At 69.6% G+C, this 18,746-nt stretch carries 19 protein-coding genes and 1 tRNA gene; 11 read left to right on the forward strand and 9 right to left on the reverse strand.

All coding sequences use genetic code 11. From position 1 onward, the window contains the following. Window positions 1–710: NAD kinase (locus tag VEC04_RS04710; RefSeq protein WP_414642648.1), on the reverse strand; the 710-nt coding region annotated here is incomplete at its 3' end. Between the two features lie 46 nt (window positions 711–756). Then, window positions 757–1,863, reverse strand: a complete 1,107-nt coding sequence (locus VEC04_RS04715) for a DUF2336 domain-containing protein (RefSeq protein WP_324774352.1) — start codon at window positions 1,861–1,863, stop codon at window positions 757–759. A 143-nt stretch (window positions 1,864–2,006) separates the two neighbouring features. Between VEC04_RS04715 and VEC04_RS04720 the strand changes: the two genes are divergently transcribed. The 4 genes from VEC04_RS04720 (at window position 2,007) to VEC04_RS04735 (ending at window position 8,008) form a co-directional block, all read left to right on the forward strand. Then, window positions 2,007–2,771: a class II aldolase/adducin family protein gene (locus tag VEC04_RS04720; RefSeq protein WP_324774354.1), complete on the forward strand. Its 765-nt coding sequence runs from the start codon at window positions 2,007–2,009 to the stop codon at window positions 2,769–2,771. Between the two features lie 17 nt (window positions 2,772–2,788). Then, window positions 2,789–3,544 carry a hypothetical protein gene (locus tag VEC04_RS04725; RefSeq protein ID WP_324774356.1) on the forward strand — a complete coding sequence of 252 codons (756 nt, stop codon included), beginning with the start codon at window positions 2,789–2,791 and terminating at the stop codon, window positions 3,542–3,544. A 121-nt stretch (window positions 3,545–3,665) separates the two neighbouring features. Further along, on the forward strand, window positions 3,666–4,787 hold the full coding sequence (locus VEC04_RS04730; protein WP_324774358.1) for an efflux RND transporter periplasmic adaptor subunit: 1,122 nt from the start codon (window positions 3,666–3,668) through the stop codon (window positions 4,785–4,787). Continuing rightward, window positions 4,787–8,008, forward strand: a complete 3,222-nt coding sequence (locus tag VEC04_RS04735; RefSeq protein WP_324774383.1) for an efflux RND transporter permease subunit — start codon at window positions 4,787–4,789, stop codon at window positions 8,006–8,008. Before VEC04_RS04730 ends, VEC04_RS04735 begins: the two co-directional genes overlap by 1 nt. 1 nt (window position 8,009) lies before the next feature. On the opposite strand, the gene VEC04_RS04740 is transcribed toward VEC04_RS04735, so the two are convergent. Continuing rightward, on the reverse strand, window positions 8,010–8,504 hold the full coding sequence (locus VEC04_RS04740) for a cytochrome c family protein (protein ID WP_324774360.1): 495 nt from the start codon (window positions 8,502–8,504) through the stop codon (window positions 8,010–8,012). A gap of 146 nt (window positions 8,505–8,650) precedes the next feature. Here VEC04_RS04740 and VEC04_RS04745 point away from each other — a divergent pair, with 146 nt between their 5' ends. The 3 genes from VEC04_RS04745 to VEC04_RS04755 all read left to right on the forward strand — a co-directional run bounded on the left by VEC04_RS04745 (window position 8,651) and on the right by VEC04_RS04755 (window position 11,397). Then, on the forward strand, window positions 8,651–8,962 hold the full coding sequence (locus tag VEC04_RS04745; protein WP_324774385.1) for a FeoA family protein: 312 nt from the start codon (window positions 8,651–8,653) through the stop codon (window positions 8,960–8,962). After that, the gene (gene feoB / locus VEC04_RS04750) at window positions 8,962–10,833 is read left to right on the forward strand and encodes a ferrous iron transporter B (RefSeq protein ID WP_324774362.1); all 1,872 of its coding nucleotides are present in this window, start codon (window positions 8,962–8,964) and stop codon (window positions 10,831–10,833) included. The genes VEC04_RS04745 and feoB overlap by 1 nt, the downstream gene beginning before the upstream one ends. Window positions 10,834–11,046: 213 nt before the next feature. Then, window positions 11,047–11,397: a hypothetical protein gene (locus tag VEC04_RS04755; RefSeq protein WP_324774364.1), complete on the forward strand. Its 351-nt coding sequence runs from the start codon at window positions 11,047–11,049 to the stop codon at window positions 11,395–11,397. 157 nt (window positions 11,398–11,554) lie between these two features. Here VEC04_RS04755 and VEC04_RS04760 read toward each other — a convergent pair. The 3 genes from VEC04_RS04760 to VEC04_RS04770 form a co-directional block, all read right to left on the reverse strand. Next, window positions 11,555–11,627, reverse strand: a tRNA-Thr gene (locus VEC04_RS04760). Window positions 11,628–11,683: 56 nt separating this feature from the next. Next, the gene (locus tag VEC04_RS04765) at window positions 11,684–12,094 is read right to left on the reverse strand and encodes a DUF1761 domain-containing protein (protein WP_324774366.1); all 411 of its coding nucleotides are present in this window, start codon (window positions 12,092–12,094) and stop codon (window positions 11,684–11,686) included. A gap of 84 nt (window positions 12,095–12,178) precedes the next feature. Beyond that, window positions 12,179–12,616 (reverse strand): HIT family protein, encoded by a 438-nt coding sequence (locus VEC04_RS04770; RefSeq protein WP_324774368.1) that lies wholly within the window; start codon window positions 12,614–12,616, stop codon window positions 12,179–12,181. A gap of 102 nt (window positions 12,617–12,718) precedes the next feature. On the opposite strand from VEC04_RS04770, the gene VEC04_RS04775 reads away from it, so the two are divergent. Then, window positions 12,719–13,075, forward strand: coding sequence for a phage holin family protein (locus tag VEC04_RS04775; RefSeq protein WP_324774370.1), 357 nt, complete (start codon window positions 12,719–12,721; stop codon window positions 13,073–13,075). Window positions 13,076–13,079: 4 nt separating this feature from the next. Here VEC04_RS04775 and VEC04_RS04780 read toward each other — a convergent pair whose 3' ends face one another. The 3 genes from VEC04_RS04780 to VEC04_RS04790 form a co-directional block, all read right to left on the reverse strand. Continuing rightward, complete coding sequence (locus VEC04_RS04780) at window positions 13,080–14,228, reverse strand: GNAT family N-acetyltransferase (protein ID WP_324774372.1); 1,149 nt, start codon at window positions 14,226–14,228, stop codon at window positions 13,080–13,082. Further along, window positions 14,225–14,683, reverse strand: coding sequence for a RidA family protein (locus VEC04_RS04785; protein ID WP_324774374.1), 459 nt, complete (start codon window positions 14,681–14,683; stop codon window positions 14,225–14,227). The genes VEC04_RS04780 and VEC04_RS04785 overlap by 4 nt, the downstream gene beginning before the upstream one ends. A gap of 407 nt (window positions 14,684–15,090) precedes the next feature. Further along, complete coding sequence (locus tag VEC04_RS04790; protein WP_324774376.1) at window positions 15,091–16,338, reverse strand: DNA polymerase IV; 1,248 nt, start codon at window positions 16,336–16,338, stop codon at window positions 15,091–15,093. A gap of 265 nt (window positions 16,339–16,603) precedes the next feature. Here VEC04_RS04790 and VEC04_RS04795 point away from each other — a divergent pair, with 265 nt between their 5' ends. From VEC04_RS04795 to VEC04_RS04805, 3 genes are all read left to right on the forward strand, one after another. After that, complete coding sequence (locus VEC04_RS04795) at window positions 16,604–16,990, forward strand: response regulator (protein WP_324774377.1); 387 nt, start codon at window positions 16,604–16,606, stop codon at window positions 16,988–16,990. Continuing rightward, entirely contained in the window at window positions 16,987–18,348 is a 1,362-nt protein-coding gene (locus VEC04_RS04800) for a PleD family two-component system response regulator (RefSeq protein ID WP_324774379.1), read from the forward strand. Before VEC04_RS04795 ends, VEC04_RS04800 begins: the two co-directional genes overlap by 4 nt. Before the next feature lie 97 nt (window positions 18,349–18,445). After that, on the forward strand, window positions 18,446–18,673 hold the full coding sequence (locus VEC04_RS04805) for a hypothetical protein (protein ID WP_324774381.1): 228 nt from the start codon (window positions 18,446–18,448) through the stop codon (window positions 18,671–18,673). The last annotated feature ends 73 nt before the right edge of the window (window positions 18,674–18,746 follow it).

An 18,746-nucleotide genomic window follows, 5' to 3' on the forward strand; every position in this document is an offset into this window, starting at 1 on the left:
TGGCAGGCGCGGTTCCTGTCTTCCTCGACGGCGACGCTGACCACGTCGCGAACCTCGGTGAAGTCGGCCGTGGCGCTGACCGGGCGCTTGTCCGGGTCGAGCACGAGGAACTCGATGCGGGCGTTGTGCGGGACCAGGGCCCCGCGCCAGCGCCGCGGGCGGAAGGCGCAGATCGGGGTCATGGCCAGCACCCCGGCGCCGAGCGGCACGATCGGCCCGTGGGCCGACAGGTTGTAGGCGGTCGAGCCGGCCGGGGTGGCGACCAGCACGCCGTCGCAGATCAGGTTCTGGATCTGCTCGACGCCGTCGACCTTGATGCCGATATGGGCGGTCTGGCGGGTCTGGCGCAGCAGCGACACCTCGTTGATCGCCAGCGCCGACTTGGTCGGGCCGCCCCTTGTCTTGGCGCGCATGACCAGCGGCCTGAGCTTGACCGTCTCGGCCCGCGCCAGCCGCTCGGCCAGGTCGTCCTCGCGATAGGCATTCATCAGGAAGCCGACCGAGCCGCGGTTCATGCCGAACACGGGCGTGCGGCGCTGCAGATTGGCGTGCAACGTCTCCAGCATGAAGCCGTCCCCGCCAAGGGCGACGATGACGTCGGCCGCGGCGGCGTCGGCGTTTCCGTACAGCTCGATCAGGCGGTCACGGGCGGCTACCGCTTCGGGGCGGTCCGAGGCGACGAAGGCGATGCGAAGGTCCGGCTGGGTCACCCGGCTACGCAAGCCGAGCCCGGGGGCGAAGTCAAACGGGCCGTGTTCAGGCCGCAACGAGCGCGCGGAATGACCGGGCGGCCGAGGCCGGGGAAATGGCGCCGCGCATCCAGACGGCCGCGCCCTGGTCGCCGGGGAAGCCGTCGTTCAGGAGGCGAACCTCGGCCAGCAGGGCCGGATAGACCGCGCGGTCCACGCCGGCCGAGGCGCAGGCGTAGTACAGCGCCTCCGGGCTGCGGGCGGCCAGAGCCTCCCGCACCTGGGCGACCGAGAATCCGCCCAGGGTGGCCAGCGCATGGACGAAGAGCCCGAGCCGCCGCTCGCGCACCGCCCGGATGAGGTAGCCGGCCCGTAGCTGTCCCGCGCTCTGCAGTTTGGCGACCAGCCGGCGCTCCATTTCGTCCCGGTCCGGGTCGTTGGCCGGAACAGGCGTCATGGTTCCGGATCGGGCGTCGTAGACCGACTGTTGGATCAGGGGAGCGAGCTTCGCCTCGTCGACCTGGAAACGGGCGCAGATCGACTGACGGAGGGCCGCACCGACCCATTGGTACATCTGCTCCGCCAGCTGCTCGGTCATGCGCGGATGGCGGGTGAGCGGGCCACGCAGCGCCGCGACCCGGCGGGACTGTTCGACCAGCCGCCGGAGGCTGTCGAGGCTGATTTCGGCGGTCTGGTTGAAGGCGAGGGCGGTTAGGGTGGCCGGCTCGCCCCGGTCGATGATGGCGTCGGCGACGCGACCGCCGAGGTTTGGCCGGCGGGCGACCTCAATCTGGTGTTCCAGCGTCGCCTCGACCAGGACGCGCAACAGGTCGTCGTCCTGCAGCAGGGGACTGGCGGCGAGCACCGGGCGCGCGATCTCGATCTCGTCGAGGGCGAGGACGTGGATCAGGGCAGGCGGGGCCCAGTCAGCATGCGCGAGGCGCTGCGAAAGGACCTTGCGCACCTCGCGCTCCGCCTGCCGCGCGAGGGTCAGGAAGATTTCGCCCAGCACGGGCGACAGCTCGCCGGATGGCGGACGGGCGTCGCACAGGGCGACCACGCCGAGCAGCAGCCGCTCGCGCGCATCGGCGCTGGGGTTGCGCGCCAGCGCCAGAAGGTCCGGATAGTCCGGCGGGGAGGCGAGGGGAGGGTGGCGAAGCTGAGCGACGGTCAAGGGAGTCTCCGGCGCGCCGACGATTCGGCTCCGGAAAGCGTAGCGGCAGGCCGCTAAGGCAGGGTTAACGGAAGCTGAATCTTGACGCCGGCCCCGCCCGGCGCGAGCGTGCGCCGCCATACGCAACCTTGAGGACCCGGACGATGGCCGATGGAGCGACCGCCTCCCTGAAATCCCGCGTCTCCGAGGCGGAGTGGAACACCCGTGTCGAGCTCGCCGCCCTCTACCGGCTGGTGGCCCTGCACGGCTGGGACGACATGATCTTCACCCACATCTCGGCGCGCGTGCCGGGGCCGGAGAAGCATTTTCTGATCAACCCGTACGGCTTCTATTTCGAGGAGATGACCGCCTCGTGCCTGGTCAAGGTCGATCTCGAGGGGAACATCGTCCAGGAGACGACGAACTTCATCAACCCGGCCGGCTTCACCATCCATTCCGCGATCCACGCGGCGCGCGAGGACGCCCATTTCGTCATCCACCTGCACACGGTCGCCGGCGTCGGCGTGGCGGCGCAGCAGGAGGGCTTGCTGCCGCTCGGCCAGAACGCCTGCCTGTTGCAGCACCAGGTCGCGTACCACGGCTACGAGGGGCTGGCGCTGAACCACGACGAGCGGGAGCGGCTGGTGGCGGACCTGGGCGACAAGCCGCTGATGCTGCTGCGCAACCACGGCACGCTGGCGGTCGGTCAGACAGCGGCGCAGGCGTGGGTCGGCATGTTCTTCCTCGAGCGCGCCTGCGCCCAGCAGGTGGCGGCGCTTTCGGTCGGCCGCGAACACGTGTTGATGGCCCCGGAGGCGGCGCAGGCCGAGACGCGCGAGCAGGGCAAGGGCATCGGCTTCATCTCCGCCCTCGCCTGGCCGGGGGCGCTTCGAATGCTCGACCGGAGATCGCCGGGCTACGACGTGTGACCCGCGTCGGGGGGCTGTTGACCGGATTGATGGCGGCGGCCCTCGCCACTCCCTTGGTCGCCGGCGCCTGGACCCAGCCCAAGGGCAAGGGGCAGATCATCGTCAAACTCGAGCACATGACCGCGGATCGGGGCTTCGATCCGGACGGCGTGCTGGCCGATCTGCCGGCCGAGCGGCGCGACACCTCCCTCGGCGTCTTCTCGCAGTACGGCCTCACGGACCGGCTGACGGTGCAGTTCAAGGGCGACTGGCAATCCGGCGAGGACGCCTTCGTCGACTTCGAGGGGCGGGGGCCGCTCGAACTCGGGATCACCTGGCAGGCCTGGCGCGACGAGAGCACGGCCGTCAGCCTCTACGCGGGCTATGCGACGGGCGGCGAAGGGCGCAACGCCGGGTATGCGGCGCCGGGGGAGGGTGATCAGGACTGGGAAGTGCGGGCGTCCCTCGGGCGGTCTTTCGAAGCGGGCTGGGGGCCCGTCCCGCCGCGCTCCTTCGTCGAGCTTCAGGCCGCCCGGCGAATGCGGCAGGGCCTGCCGGACGAGACCCGGGTCGATCTCACCTATGGAGCCCACATCGGCGACGACTGGATGGTCCTCGCCCAGGCCTTCGGCGGCCAGACGGACGGCGGCGAGGCGCGTTGGGTGTCGATGGAGGCGTCGGTCGTCCGCGACTTCGGCGACTGGAGCCTGCAGGCCGGCTGGCGGCAGACCGTCGCAGGGCGGGAAACTCCCGAGGCGAGCGGTCCGGTGATCGGTCTCTGGCGCCGTTTCTGAACGGCGAAATTCCTTGCCGCACAGGCGACGGATTCTGAAACACCGCACGTTGCAGAGACTCTAGTTGCGTCGACGGCGGGAGCCGCTAAGTCGGCTCGTCCCCACCCGGAGCCTGCCCCGCGTGATCAAGCGCCATTTCTTCCTCGCCGCCGCGGCGGTCCTGCTCGCCGTGATGGTCGTTGCGGTGATCCTGCGCATCGCTTTCGCCGGCGAAGAGAAGGGCGGCGGCCCGGGCGGACGCGGAGGGCCCGGCGGGGGCCGCGGCCAGACCGTGTCCGAAGCCGTCGCCACGCCGCGCGAGTTCAGCGACGAAATCCGGGTGCTCGGCGTGGCACGGGGCCGCCGCTCGGTCAACATCACCTCCTCGACCAGCGAACTGATCACCCGCGTCCTGTTCACCGACGGCCAGCGGGTCGCCGCGGGCACGCCGCTGGTCGAACTGCAGGCGCGGGAAGAGGACGCGGGCATCATCGAGGCCCGGGCCCGGGTCGACCAAGCCCAGCGCCAGTACGACCGCTACAAGGATCTGGCCGATCGCGGCATCGCGCCGCGGGCGACCGCCGAGCAATACCTGTCCGAACTCCAGACCGCCCGGGCGTCGCTGACGGCGGCGCAGGCGCGGCGCGGCGACCGGATCATCCGCGCGCCGTTCGCCGGCGTTCTGGGCCTGAGCACGGTCACCGCCGGCACGCTGGTCAATCCCGGGGCGATCATCACCACGCTGGACGACATCGACGTGATCCGCGTCGATTTCCCGGTCCCGGAGCGCTACCTCGGCGTGCTGCGCCAGGGCACGCCGATCACGGCCACGGCCGACGCCTTCGGCGAGCAGGGCTTCGGCGGCCGCATCGCCCTGATCGACACCCGGGTCAACGAGCAGACCCGCTCCGCCACGGCGCGCGCCGAGATCGCCAATCCCGGCGGCCGCATCCGCCCGGGCATGCTGGTCCGGGTCGCGGTACAGCAGGGCGTGCGCACGGCGCCGGCGGTGCCCGAAGCGGCGGTCCAGTACGAGGGCGACGGCGCCTTCGTCTACCGCATCGCCCGGGGCGAACGCGGCGCCAGCGCCCAGCGCGTCGAGGTCGAGACCGGGGCGGTCGAAGGCGGATTCGTTGAAATCCTGTCCGGCCTCGAGGCCGGCGACCGCGTGGTCGGCTCGGGCCTGAACCGCATCCAGCCGGGCGCGCCGGTTCGGGTGGCGGGCGCGCGTTCCGAGGCCCCGGCCAAGGGCGCGCGGCCATGATGCTGTCCGACGTCGCGGTCCGGCGTCCCGTCTTCGCGGCGGTGGCCGCGATCGTGCTGTGCGTCATCGGCGCGGCGGCCTTCTTCTTCCTGCCCGTCCGCGAGCTGCCGGACGTCGATCCGCCGATCGTGTCGATCAGCACCTCCTACGCCGGGGCCTCGGCCGAGGTCATCGAGAGCCGGATCACCGAGCCGATCGAACAGCAGATCGCCGGCATCCAGGGCGTGGAGCGGATCAACTCCACCAGTCGGGACGGCCGTTCCAACGTCTCGATCGAATTCTCGCTGGACCGCGACATCGACGCGGCGGCGAACGATGTCCGCGACCGCGTTTCGCGCGTCGTCGGCCGTCTGCCGGATCAGGCCGATCCGCCGACGGTGGCCAAGGCCGACACGGACAGCCAGCCGATCATGATCCTGTTCCTCCGCTCCAGCTCGATGGATCGCCTGGCCCTGACCGACTACGCCGACCGCTATCTGATCGACCGGCTGGCCACGGTGCCTGGCGTCGCCCAGGTGCAGATCTATGGAGAGCAGCGCTATTCGATGCGCATCTGGATCGATCCGGCGTCTCTGGCGGCGCGCGGCCTGACTGTCAGCGACGTCGAGAGCGCCCTGACCAGCCAGAACGTCGAGCTCCCGGCCGGCACGCTGGAGTCGGGCCAGAAGGATTATACGGTGCGGGTGGCGCGGACCTACGCCCGGGCCGAGGACTTCCGCCAGCTGCCGATCGGAACGGGCGGCTCCGCCTCGGCGACCACGGGCGGCGGTCAGTCCTCGAGTGCGACGGCCCTGCCGAGCGGCGCGATGGGGGCCATTCAGGGCGCGGCCAGCTACGTGACCCGGCTGGGCGACATCGCCCGCGTCGAGGAGGCGCCGCAGGAGGACCGTCGCCTGTTCCGCGGCAATGGTCTGGACCAGATCGGCCTCGCCATCACCCGCCAGGCGCAGTCGAACGACCTGGCCATTTCCGATGGCGTGACGGAGATGCTGGAGACCGTCCGGCCCAGCCTGCCGCCGGGGGTGGAGCTGGTCGTGGGCTCGGACAACTCCGTCTTCACGGCGCACGCCATCGACGAGGTGTGGATCACCATTGGCATCTCGCTGGCGCTGGTGGCGCTGGTGAATTTCGTCTTCCTGGGCACGCTGAGGGCGGCTTTCATCCCGTCGATCGTGGCCCCCATCTGCCTGCTGTCGACCTTCATCGTCCTGGCGCCGCTCGGCTTCTCGCTGAACCTGCTCACCCTGCTGGCGCTGGTGCTCGCGATCGGTCTCGTCGTCGACGACGCCATCGTGGTGACCGAGAATATCCAGCGCCGCATCGACCATGGCGAGCCGCCGCTGGTGGCGGCCGAGCGCGGCGCCCGGCAGGTCTTCTTCGCCGTGGTGGCGACGACGGTGGTGCTACTGGCGGTGTTCGCGCCGCTGCTGTTCCTGCCCGGCTACGTCGGGCGGCTGTTCGTTGAGCTGGCCGCGGCTATCGCGGCGGCGGTGGCCTTCTCCGCCTTCCTGGCGCTCAGCCTGTCGCCGATGCTGGCCTCGAAGATTCTCCGGCCGGCGGCCGGTAGCGGCTGGGTGGCGCGCAGGGTCGACCGCGCCATGGAGGCGCTGAAGAATTCCTACAGGAACTCGCTGGAGGCGCTGCTCGACCGGCGCGTCGCCGTGGTCGGGGTCGCGGCCCTGATCCTGTTCGTGGCCGGCGGCGCGGCGGTGATGTTCTTCACCCTGCCCAACGAACTGGTGCCGGACGAGGATCGCGGACGGGTGACGGTCCGGGTCCAGGGCCCCGAAGGCGCCGGCTTCGACTACACGCGCCGGATCATGCTGGGGCTCGAGCCGATCCTCGAGGAGTATCGGCAGGCGGGCGAGGTCGACAGCTATCTGATCTCCGCGCCGGGCTTCGGCGGCGGCAGCTTCAACTCGGGCAATGCCGTCCTGACCCTCAAGGACTGGTCGGAGCGCGATCGCTCGGCCGACGAGATCGCCCAGGACCTGAACGGCAAGCTGCGCGGCCAGACCGACGCCCAGGTGAACGCCTCCGTGCCCGGCGCCTTCCAGCGGGGCGGCGGCAACTCCAACTCGGTCGAGATGGTGGTCACCGGGGCCGAGTACGAGGACATCTACCAGTGGTTGCAGCCGGTGCTGGCGGCGTCGCTGCAGAACCCCGGCTTCTCGCGGCCGCGGCTGAACTACGAGCCGAACGCGCCGCGCCTGCTGGTCGACGTCGATCCGGAGAAGGCGGCGGCCCTCGGCGTGTCGTCGCAGGCGATCGGGCGCACGCTGGAGACCATGTTCGGTTCCCGGCGGGCGACCACCTACCTGCGCGGCGGTCAGGAGTACGACGTCATCTTGCAGACCGAGCGGGCCAACCGGCGCAACGTCGGCGACCTGGAGGCCCTGTATGTCGAGACCGGCTCTGGCCAGCTGGTGCCGCTGTCTGCCGTGGTTACCACCCAGACCTCGGGAGACACGCCTGATCGTCGCCGACTGGACCGGCAGCGCGCCATCTCTCTCAGCGCCGACCTGAATCCGGGCACTACCCTGGTCGATGCGACCGATTTCCTCACCCGGGTCGCCAGCGAGCAGCCCCAAGGCGTGGTCACGACCCAGTGGGGCGGCGCGGCGCGGGACCAGAAGGAGGCGGGCGGCGCGGTCGCCGCGGCCTTCGGCCTGGCCCTGCTGCTGGTCTTCCTGGTGCTGGCGGCCCAGTTCGAGAGCTGGATCACCCCGGCGGTGATCATGCTGACCGTCCCGCTGGCCGCGGCCGGAGGGCTGTTCGGCCTGGTGATGGCCGGGTCGAGCCTGAACATCTACAGCCAGATCGGACTGATCATCCTGATCGGCGTGGCCGCGAAGAACGGCATCCTCATCGTCGAGTTCGCCAATCAGCTGCGCGATCAGGGTCGGTCGATCCACGAGGCGATCATCGAGGCCTCGACCCTGCGCCTGCGTCCGATCATCATGACCTCGATAGCCACCGCCTTCGGCGCCCTGCCGCTGGTGCTGTGGCAGGGGGCGGGCGCTGGCAGCCGTCAGACCATCGGCGTGGTCATCTTCGCCGGAGCCATGTTCGCGACCCTGCTGACCCTGTTCGTGGTGCCGGTGATCTATGGCGTGCTGGCGCGCTTCACCAAGTCGCCCGAATACACGGCCCGAAAGATCCAGGAGTGGGAGGCGCAGGAGACCGCGGCCAACGACGCCGTCCCGGCCGCCGCCGAATAGATCAGGGCTGCGGGGGCGGCGTGTAGCCCGTCTCGACCTTCAGGAAGGCGATCACGTCGCGTCGGTCGGTGGCGTCCGGAATGCCCGCGAAGCTCATCTTCGTGCCCTTCAGGAAGGTGCGCGGGTTCTCCAGCCAATGGTCCAGCCGCTCGCCGTCCCAGGCGAACCCGGCCTGTTTGACCGCGACCGAATAGTTGTAGTCGGGGTGGCCGCCCGCCTGTCGGCCGAAGACGCCATACAGATTGGGGCCTGTCATGTTCGGCCCGCCCTCGGTGATGGTGTGACAGGAGCGGCAGCGGGCGAAGACCCGGCGGCCGTTCTCAAGGTCGGCGGCGTTGTAGGGCGCCGGCAGTGCGGCGAGAAGGGCCGCCTTCTGTTCCGCCGTCAGGGCCGGTCTCGGCGGCGAGTTTTGGGAAGCCTCGGGGGTCCGGTCAGTCTGGCCGCAGGCGGCGAGGCCAAGGGCGGCGGCGACGGCGAACAGGGCGGGGCGGATCATGCGGCTCTCCGGAACTTCGCCCTTGTGATAGCGCAACGGGGGCCGCCGACAACGGGCTGCGACGCTTCGACAGGGTGGACGGACCGCTATCGCACCTGATAATCACTGTCATATAGGCGCGCCGATCGCGCCGTTGCGTGAGCGTCATGTCCGACACCATCCGACTCAGCCAGGCCCGCCGCGGCGATCGCGGCGTCATCGTCCAGGTCGGCGACCACTGCCACCACGACGAGCACGCCCTGGAGCTGGAGCGCCGCCTGCTGGAGCTCGGTTTCGTCGAGGGCGCGCGCATCGAATTGCTGCACGAAGGGCTGCTGGGCGGCGACCCGATCGCCATGAAGGTGGACGACATGCGCGTGGCGCTACGCCGGCGCGAGGCCGCCGGCCTCATGGTCCGCATGGAGGCGGCCTTCGCCACGCTCGATGAGCCGGCGGCGGCCGCGCGGGTTCCCGCCTGATGGACATGGCGGTTCGGAGCGCGCGCGTCGCGCTCGTCGGCAATCCCAACAGCGGCAAGACGGCGCTGTTCAACGCCCTCACGGGCGCTCACCAGAAGGTGGCGAACTACGCGGGCGTCACGGTCGAGCGCAAGGAAGGCCTCATCCGCGGCGGCGAGGGGCGGACCATGTCCGTGCTCGACCTGCCGGGCACCTATTCGCTGCGGGCCCGCAGCCCCGACGAGGAGGTCACCCGCGACGCGGTGCTGGGGCGGTTGGCCGGAGAAGTCCCGCCGGACGTGATCGTCTGCGTCGCCGACGCCACCAACCTGAGGCTGGTGCTGCGGCTGGTGCTGGAGCTGGAGGCCGTGGGCCGGCCGATGGTGCTGGCCCTGAACATGTACGACATCGCCCAGCGTCAGGGGCTGAGGATTGATCTCGACCGGCTGTCGGCCGAACTCGGCCTGCCGATCGTGACCACCGTGGCCACGCGTCGGCGCGGCATCGAGGACCTGGTTGCGGCGATCGAGGCGGCGGCGGCGACCTGGTCGCCCGGGGCGGAGATGGCGTGGACGCCGCCCGACGCGGCCGCCCTGCGCGGCGCGGCCCGCGAGGCCGAACGGATCATGAAGGCCTGCGTCCAGCCGCCCGAGCGGCCGGACACCCTGACCGGACGGATCGACTCCGTGCTGCTGCATCCGGTCGGCGGGCTGGTGATCCTTCTGGCCCTGCTGTTCGTCATGTTCCAGGCTGTGTTCACCTGGGCCACGCCGCTGATGGACGGCATCGAGGGCCTGCTGGGCGGGCTCGGCATCTGGGTTGGGACGATCATCCCGGACGGCATCTGGCAGAGCCTGATCGTCGACGGCCTGATCTCGGGCGTCGGCAGCGTGCTGGTCTTCCTGCCGCAAATCCTGATCCTGTTCCTGTTCATCATCGTGCTCGAGGACTTCGGCTACATGGCCCGGGCCGCCTTTCTGATGGACAGGATCATGGGCGGGGCGGGCCTGCACGGCCGCGCCTTCATTCCGCTGCTGTCCAGTTTCGCCTGCGCCATCCCGGGCGTGATGGCCGCGCGGGTCATCGACTCGAAGCGGGACCGGCTGACCACCATCATGGTCGCGCCGCTGATGACCTGCTCGGCGCGGATTCCAGTCTACACCCTGATCATCGCCGCCTTCATCCCGAACCAGACGGTATGGGGCTTCGCCAACATGCAGGGGCTGGTGATGTTCGGCCTCTATGCGGCCGGGATCCTCAGCGCGCTGGCGGTGTCCTTCGTGATCCGGCGCATCTTCTGGCGGGGCGCGGTCGAGCCGTTCATGATGGAGCTGCCGGCCTACAAGACGCCCGATCCACGCAGCGTGCTGTTCAATCTGTGGCTCCGGGCACGGATTTTCCTCGAGCGCGCCGGGCGGATCATCCTGCCGCTGATGGTGCTGATCTGGGCCCTGTCGACCTTCCCCTATCCCCCGGAGGGCGCCACCCAACCGGCCATCGACTACAGTTTCGCCGGCATGATCGGGAAGGCGCTGGAGCCGATCTTCTCACCGATCGGCTTCAACTGGCAGATGGTCATCGCCCTGATCCCGGGCATGGCGGCTCGCGAAGTGGCGGTCGCGGCGCTGGGCACCGTCTACGCCGTCGCCGATCCCGAGACCGCCACTGCCGTCCTGGCCACGACGCTCGCCGGCCAGTGGCCGCTGGCCACGGGACTGGCCTTCCTCGCCTGGTACATCTTCGCGCCGCAGTGCGTGGCCACGCTGGGCGTCGTCAAGCGCGAGACCAATTCGTGGAAATGGATGTGGGTGATGGTCGCCTACATGTTCGGGCTGGCGTACCTGGCGGCCCTGATCACCTATCGCGTGGCGGTCGCTCTGGGCGGGGGCTGATACCCCCGTCGGGTGAACAATGGTTGACAAATCCTTTCGGATTCGGCGAATCGTCGCCGGTCCGGGGGAGTTTCCATGTTGTCGCCGCTCAAACCGTTGCTTTGCAGGCATGATTTCTACTGGTCCGAGCGTCATCGCTCGGATCGCTGCCGGCGTTGCGGAAAGCTGCAGGCGGGTGAGGTAGTCGACGTCCTGACCGGCGAGCCGCTGGGAGTGGCTGTCGCCGCGCATCGGAAAGGCGGACTGGCCGTCGCGCCCCTGACGCTGGACGCCTTGCCAGAGTTCACGCCTGTCGGCGGGTCGCCGCCGCATCCGGCTCGCTCGCCCGAGCTGATCCGGCCCAGCACCAAGGTCCTGAAGGCGCAGGCCCAGGAACGCCGGGAGATGCTTCAGAGCCTGCTGGACCGCTTGGTCCAAGGCGCGCGTCCGACGCGGGAGGAGGCGATCGACGCCGTCCTCGCCGTTATCGAGGACGCGCATTCGGCCGATCCGGTGCTGTTCGGGGCGGACGCCGCCAGCCATTTCGCTCGCCTGCATGAAGCCCGCTCGGCGCCGCGATGCTGAGCAATAGCAGTGCGGTCGTCCGGCCGCCGGTGCGGGGGAGGACCTTGGTTGCCATGGTCCGGAGCGTGTTCTGCCACCATCAGTGGGACATGAGCCGCAGCCGCAAGGGGACTCACGTCTGCCGGGCGTGCGGCGCCCGCAAGGGCTGACGGACCGGTGCCGGTTGCAGGAATCGAACCCGCGACCTTCGGTTTACAAAACCGCTGCTCTACCAGCTGAGCTAAACCGGCGTCCGTCGTGACGGCGGCCCTTATGCTGGCGAGCAGCGGTCGAGGCAAGCGCGTCGTCAGGCCTTGGGCTTCATCCTCAGGCCGCCGATGATCGCGCCGCCGACGGCGTAGACGACCAGCAGATGGCTCCAGTCGATGGGCAGCAGCCCCATCGGCGAGGTCTGGTAGATGAAGCCGTAGGCCGAAGTCATCAGGGCGAAGCAGACACCCGCGATCAGGCCGATCTTGAGGCCGTGCATCCAGCCGCCGCCGCCGTCGCGCCCGATGAACCAGCCGAGGCCGACCATGGTGACGAAGGTCTGGACCACGCCCAACATCATCCACATCGAATCGCCCGAGCCCTCGTCGGTGACCCCGGTCAGGGCCATCCACTGCTCGGAGAAGATCAGGCCATACCAAAGGAAGCCGACGAAGAAGGCGACCACCGTCGCCACGATGATGCCCAGCCAGTTCAGTTTCGCGTTCATGGATCGCCCCTCCCAAGGCGCGGCGGATGAGTCCGCCGCCGGACAATAGCTACGCTTGTGGGCGGGAGCGTCAATGAACGGCGTTCAGTCGAGCGCGGCGGCGATGCGGTCCGCGAGGGTGCGCAGGGTTTCCGGATCGGCCATGGGGGCGTGACCGTGACCCTTCATGGGGCGGTCGGACCAGCGCGGGACGATGTGGAAATGCAGGTGGAAGACGGTCTGGCCGCCGGCCTCGCCGTTAAATTGCATAATCTGGAAGCCTTCAGGGTCCAGCGCCTTGACCACGGCGCGGGCGGTGCGACGGGTCGCCTCGATCAGCCGGGCCAGCACCTCGGGCTCGATGTCGAGCAGGGTGCGGGCGGTCGAGGTCTTCGACACGATCAGGACGTGGCCCTCGGACTGGGGGAAGACGTCCATGAAGGCGAGGACGTGGTCGTCTTCCCAGACCTTCACCGCCGGCATCTCGCCGCGCAGGATCTTCGCGAAGATGTTGTCGGGGTCGTAGGGGGCGTGAAGGGTCATGGGGCGCTCCGGCTGATTGCAGAGAGGCTAGCGGCTGCGGTGGCGAGAGGGGAGCCCCGGCGGCGTTCGGGTGTTATGGTCAAGGTCCGGAGGGAGTCGGCCATGCTGCGGTTCATCGTCCAGTTTCTCGTCACCTGCCTCGCGCTTTGGCTGGCGGCGGAAGTCGTGCCCGGCGTCGGGTTCAGCGATACGCCGAGCCTGCTGCTGGCGGCGATCCTGCTCGGCATCGCCAACGCCATCGTGCGGCCGGTCCTGACCGTCCTGACCTTTCCGCTGACCCTCATCACCTTCGGCCTGTTTCTGCTGGTGGTGAACGCGGCGGTGATCGGTCTGGTGGCGGCGCTGCTGGGCGGCTTCGTGGTCGACGGTCTGTGGGCCGGGATCGGGGCGGCCATCGTCACCGGCGTGGTCAGCTGGATCGCCGGGTGGTTCATCGGCGGCGAGGCCCGGCGCGCCTGAGCCGTCAGCCGCCCTTGCGGAAGGGCGACAGTTCGGCGGCCATGGCGTCGATTTCCGCGTCAACGGCGGGGCGCTCGCGCTCGAGATAGTTCGCGACCGGCGCGCGCAGGGCCGGGTCGGCGATCCAGTGAGCCGAGTAGACCGGCGTCGGCATGTAGCCGCGGGCGATCTTGTGCTCGCCCTGGGCCCCGGCCTCGACCCGCGACAGGCCACGCTCGATGGCGAACTCGATGGCCCGGTAGTAGCAGAGCTCGAAATGGAGGAACGGCACGTCCTCCAGCGCCCCCCACTGGCGGCCGTAGAGGGCGTCGCGGCCGATCAGGTTTAGGGCCCCGGCGATGGGCACCCCCTCCCGGAAGGCCATGATCAGGGCGATGCGGTCGGCCATGGCCCGGCCAATGCGGCTGAAGAAGTCGCGGGTCAGATAGGGCCGGCCCCATTTCCGCGAGCCGGTGTCCATGTAGAAGGCGAAGAAGGCGTCCCAGTGCGCCTCCTCGATATCGGCGCCGGTGAGGACGCGGATGTCGAGCCCGGCCCGGGCCTCGCGTCGCTCGCGGCGGACGGTCTTGCGGCGGCTGGAGGACAGGGCGGCGAGGAAGTCGTCGAAGCTCTGGTAGCCGCCGTTGCGCCAGACGTACTGCATGTCCTGGCGCTGGAGCAGGCCCGCCTCGCCCATGGCTGCCCAGTCGTCGCGGATCGGGAAATTGACGTGCAGGGAGGAGACGCCGAGCCGTTCGGTGAGGGCCAGGGCGCCCTGCAGCAGGGCCTCGCGGACGGTGGCCGCGTCCGTGTCCGGACGGGCGAGGAAGCGGGGGCCGGTGACGGGGGTGAAGGGCACGGCGCCGAGCAGCTTGGGATAGTAGCGGCCGCCGGCGCGCTCGTAGGCGTCGGCCCAGCTGTGATCGAAGACGTATTCGCCCTGGCTATGAGCCTTGAGCCAGAGGGGCATGACGCCGAGGACGCGGCCGGTCTCGTCAGTCAGGGACAGGTGGCGGCCGGCCCAGCCTTCACGGGGGACGGCGCTGCCGGAGGCCTCGCAGGCGTCGAGGAAGTCGAAGGAGACGAACGGGTCGCCGGAGGGGGACGCACAGGCGTCCCAGGCCTCGCGGCCGATGCCGGCGACCCGGTCGTTTACGCGGAGGGTAAAGGTCACCGCACCTCGACGATGGCGTCCACCTCGACGGCGAAGCCGAGGGGGAGCTTGTAGACGCCGACGGCGGAGCGGGCGTGGCGGCCCTTGTCGCCAAAGGCCTCGACCATCAGGTCGGAGCAACCGTTGATGACGGCGGGGATGGCCTCGAAGTCGCCGGCGGCCTGGACGAAGCCGCCCAGCTTGACGACGCGGACGACGCGCTCGAGGTCGCCGTCGAGGGCGGCGGACATCTGGGCCAGCAGGTTGACGCCGCACATGCGGGCCGCGGCCTGGGCCTGTTCGGGTGAGACGTCGGCGCCGACGGTGCCCTTGATGCCGCCCGAGGCGTCGTTGGAGAGCTGGCCCGAGATGTGGAGCAGGTTGCCGGTGCGCACGACCGGCACGTAGTTGGCCACCGCCTTGGCGGGTTCCGGCAGGGTGATGCCGAGTTCGGCGAGGCGGGCGGCGACGGTCATGGGAAGCTCCTGATTGGGAATTGGGGGCGGTTTAGCGTGCGGGAAGAGCGGCGTCGATGCGGCGGGTCGGGACCCGGGCAGACGGAAAAAACAGTGTGGCAGAGTCGGCAGAGTCGGCATCGGCGGAAATCGCTATGGCAGAGTCGGCAGAGTCTGCATTCGCGGGATGGGGTAGGCTTTGCGCCTGGGGCGGCGGTCTGCGGTTCGATTGTCAAAGACCGGTGGTCGAAGGGCGCATTGTACGTCCGCCGGTCTGCGCGGATGGAAGATCGGTTTGAGAAAAGGCCAGGGTGTTGATGCGGCCGGAGATATTCCGCGCAATCGGACTATAATTTCGCGGATTGCCAGCACAGCGTCACGCTCACCTCCCCATTCGCCTGACGCGAATGGGGAGGTGAACGCCGGGATCAGCCTTTCAGGGCTCTCCCCGCCACCACCGCTCCGGCCCCGAATTTGGCCCTCAGCCGGTCGATGGCGGTTTCGGTCTTGAGGGCGCGGGTTTCGGGGGAGTCGAACAGGGCCGTGGGCCCATCGACGGCGTCGTGGACGTCGCCCATGCCGATGCCGATCAGGCGGTAGGGGCGGCCGAGCTCGGGAGCCATCAACTCGCGGCCGGCGGCGAACAGGGCGCGGGCGGTCTGGACCGGCTCAGGCACGGTGATGCGGCGGGTGACGATCTTGAAGTCGGTGCGGCGAAGCTTGAGCACGATGACCCGGCTGGCGACCCCGTCGCGGCGGGCCTTGGCGGCCAGCTTCTCGCACAGGGGCCAGAGCTCGGCCTCGAGATCCCCGGCGGTGGTCAGGTCCTCGTTGAAGGTGGTTTCGGCGCTCATCCCCTTGCGCTCTTGGCCGGGATTGACCGAGCGGGCGTCGCGGCCATGGGCGAGGTCGTGCAGGCGCAGGCCGGTCTCGCCGTAGCGTTTGATCAGGTCGCGCGGGTCGGCGGCGGCGAGGTCGCCGACGGTGGCGAAGCCGTCGCTCTGCAGCGTCTTGCGGAACACCGGGCCGACGCCGGGCAGGATTCCGACCGGCCTGGGCGCCAGCAGGGCCTGGGCCTCGGAGCCGATGACCGAGAAGCCGCGCGGCTTGTCGAGTTCGGAGGCGACCTTGGCGAGAAAGCGGTTGGTCGCCAAGCCGATGGAGACGGTCAGGCCTGTCTCGTCCTCGATGCGCTTCTGCAGGCGGACCAGCTGGAAGGCCGGGGGGCCGCCGTTGAGGCGTTCCGTGCCGGCGAGGTCGATCCACGCCTCGTCCAGCGACAGGGTCTGGACCAGCGGGGTGAGCTCGCGCACCGCGCCGAAGATGTGGGCGCTGGCGGCCTTGTATTTGGCGAAGTCGGGCTTGATGACGACGGCGTCGGGGCAGGCCTTGAGCGCCTTGAACATGGGCTGGGCCGAGCCGACGCCGTACAGGCGGGCGATGTAGCAGGCGGTGGTGACGACGCCGCGCTTGCCGCCGCCGACGATGACCGGCTTGTCGCGGAGCTCCGGCCGGTCGCGCTTTTCGACCGAGGCGTAGAAGGCGTCGCAGTCGAGGTGGGCGATGGTGAGCCGGGCCAGTTCCGCGTGGCGGACGACGCGGCGCGAGTCGCACGTCGGGCAACGCTCGATGAGGGCGTCGGCGGTGTGCAGGCAGTCGCGGCAGATGGATTTCACCCTCGCACCGTCATCCTCGGGCTTGTCCCGAGGACCCATTGTCGAGGTGGATGCTGAGGGTCGTGCATGGCCCTGTCATCGTGCCCCAATGCGAAGGCTCGTGCGACGGCGAAATGGGTCCTCGGAACAAGCCCGAGGATGACGGACGTGAGGGGAGGCGCGCTTCACGTCAACTTAAGAGACGCGGGGCCAGAGTGCGGAGGAAGAAGGCGTGCAAGCCTCCGATACATGGCGTCCCGAGAGGGGCGGAACAGGCCGGGTGATGATGTCGAAGACGGTCCTCATCGTCGAGGATAACGAGCTGAACATGAAGCTCTTTCATGATCTGCTCGAATCCCAGGGGTATCGCACCCTGCAGACCCGCGAGGGCCTGCAGGCGCTCGCCCTGGCGCGGCAGCACCGGCCCGATCTGATCCTCATGGACATCCAGCTGCCCGAGATCAGCGGTCTGGAGGTCACCAAATGGCTGAAGGACGACGAGGAGCTGAATCACATCCCGGTGGTGGCGGTGACCGCCTTCGCCATGAAGGGCGATGAGGAGCGGATCCGGCAGGGCGGCTGCGAGGCCTATATCTCCAAGCCAATCTCGGTGACGCATTTCCTCGAGGTGGTGCGCAAGCATCTCGGCCCGGTCGAGGCGCTGGTCCCATGACAGCGCGCATCCTCGTCGTCGACGATGTGGAGCCGAACGTCCGCCTGCTCGAGGCCAAGCTGACGCTGGAATATTACGAGGTGCTGACGGCGATGGACGGCGCCACGGCGCTGGAGATCGCCTCGGCCGAGCGGCCCGACATCATCCTGCTGGATGTGATGATGCCGGGGATGGACGGGTTCGAGACCTGCAAGCGGTTGAAGGCCGATCCGGTGACGCGGCACATCCCGGTGGTGCTGGTCACGGCGCTGGACGGCCGCCATGACAAGATCAAGGGGCTGGGCGTCGGGGCCGACGATTTCGTCACCAAGCCGATCGACGACGTCATCCTGTTCGCCCGGGTCAAGTCGCTGGTGCGGCTGAAGGCGGTGATGGACGAGCTGCGCGAGCGCGAGGAAAGCGGCCGCCGGCTCGGCGTCGATTCCGACGGGGCCGGGCGGCTGCGCGGCTCGGGCGGCCGGGTGCTGATCGTCGACGACAACGAGCTGCAGACCGGCAAGATGGTCACCCATCTGGCCGGGGAGCATCGGCCGGTGGTGGAGAGCGATCCGGCGGCGGCCCTGATCGCCGCGCGCGGGCCGGTCGACCTGATGATCGTCAATGTCTCGGGCAGCGGCTTCGACGGCCTGCGCTTCGTGGCCCAGGCGCGGTCCAGCGAGGCGTCGCGGCGGACCCCGATCCTGGCCGTGGTCGACCCGGCGGAACGGCCGCGCCTGCTGAAGGCGCTGGAGCTGGGCGTCAATGACATCCTGCCGCGCCCGGTCGACCCCGAGGAGCTGATGGCGCGGGCGCGGACCCAGATCAAGCGCAAGCGCTACGCCGACTTCCTCAAGGAGAAGCTGGACTACAGCCTCGAGATGGCGGTCACCGACGCCCTGACGGGGCTGCACAACCGCCGCTACATGGCGGGCCAGTTGCAGGCCATGGTGGCGCGGGCGGGGCAGGGCGGCGACGGAGTCGCGGTGCTGGTCATGGACATCGACCATTTCAAGGCGGTCAACGACGGCTTCGGCCACGACGCCGGCGACGAGGTGCTGCGCGAGTTCGCGGTGCGGCTGGCGACAAACGTGCGGGCCATCGACCTGCCGTGCCGGCTGGGCGGCGAGGAATTCGTGGTGGTCATGCCCGGCGCCAGCCTGGAAGCGGCCGCGCGGGTGGCCGACCGTATCCGCCGCGACATCGAGGCCCAGCCCTTCCCGATCATGGGCGGGGCCGAGGGGCTGACCATCACCGTCTCGATCGGGGTGGCCGCGAGCCTCGAGGGCGACACCCCGGAGGGCCTACTGAAGCGGGCCGACGAGGGGGTCTACGAGGCAAAGAGCCGCGGACGGAATCAGGTGATCTCGCGGGCGGCCTGAGACCGCGGCGGCCGGGTCCCGATCAATCGAGACTTGTGAATGCCGGATGAAGGCGGGCAGGGCGTCCGGTTCAGGGGCCGAGCCGCATGAACGGCTCATGGCCCAGTCCCCGCTCGACGCCTTTGACGAAGCTCCGCGCGTGACCGCGTGCGAAGGCGAGGTCGTGATCAGCGGCCCGCTGGTCAACGCGGCCTATACGCTGCATGCCGGACGGGCGCTTTTGGAGAGCCTCGGCGCGGCGCTGGCGGAGGCGGAGCGGCAGCTGCGCGGCCCCGCCCCGGCGGACAACGAAAAACGCCCGGCCTTGGGACCGGGCGTTCTCTGAATTCTGGTCCCGCCTCGCGAGGCGAAGCGGAGAAGGCCTTACTTGATCTTGCCTTCCTTGAACTCGACGTGCT

Origin of the sequence: Brevundimonas sp. (assembly GCF_035626535.1) — a bacterium.
GTDB lineage: Bacteria > Pseudomonadota > Alphaproteobacteria > Caulobacterales > Caulobacteraceae > Brevundimonas.

Excerpts from the sequence above, each read along its gene's own strand:
- VEC04_RS04765 (WP_324774366.1), bottom strand. The coding sequence starts at position 12,094 with ATGAACGCGAAACTGAACTGGCTGGGCATCATCGTGGCGACGGTGGTC.
- VEC04_RS04785 (WP_324774374.1), bottom strand. The coding sequence starts at position 14,683 with ATGACCGTCGCCGCCCGCCTCGCCGAACTCGGCATCACCCTGCCGGAA.
- VEC04_RS04795 (WP_324774377.1), top strand. The coding sequence starts at position 16,604 with ATGTCGAAGACGGTCCTCATCGTCGAGGATAACGAGCTGAACATGAAG.
- VEC04_RS04740 (WP_324774360.1), bottom strand. The coding sequence starts at position 8,504 with ATGATCCGCCCCGCCCTGTTCGCCGTCGCCGCCGCCCTTGGCCTCGCC.
- VEC04_RS04800 (WP_324774379.1), top strand. The coding sequence starts at position 16,987 with ATGACAGCGCGCATCCTCGTCGTCGACGATGTGGAGCCGAACGTCCGC.
- VEC04_RS04775 (WP_324774370.1), top strand. The coding sequence starts at position 12,719 with ATGCTGCGGTTCATCGTCCAGTTTCTCGTCACCTGCCTCGCGCTTTGG.
- VEC04_RS04745 (WP_324774385.1), top strand. The coding sequence starts at position 8,651 with ATGTCCGACACCATCCGACTCAGCCAGGCCCGCCGCGGCGATCGCGGC.
- feoB (WP_324774362.1), top strand. The coding sequence starts at position 8,962 with ATGGACATGGCGGTTCGGAGCGCGCGCGTCGCGCTCGTCGGCAATCCC.
- VEC04_RS04735 (WP_324774383.1), top strand. The coding sequence starts at position 4,787 with ATGCTGTCCGACGTCGCGGTCCGGCGTCCCGTCTTCGCGGCGGTGGCC.
- VEC04_RS04720 (WP_324774354.1), top strand. The coding sequence starts at position 2,007 with ATGGCCGATGGAGCGACCGCCTCCCTGAAATCCCGCGTCTCCGAGGCG.
- VEC04_RS04805 (WP_324774381.1), top strand. The coding sequence starts at position 18,446 with ATGGCCCAGTCCCCGCTCGACGCCTTTGACGAAGCTCCGCGCGTGACC.
- VEC04_RS04770 (WP_324774368.1), bottom strand. The coding sequence starts at position 12,616 with ATGACCCTTCACGCCCCCTACGACCCCGACAACATCTTCGCGAAGATC.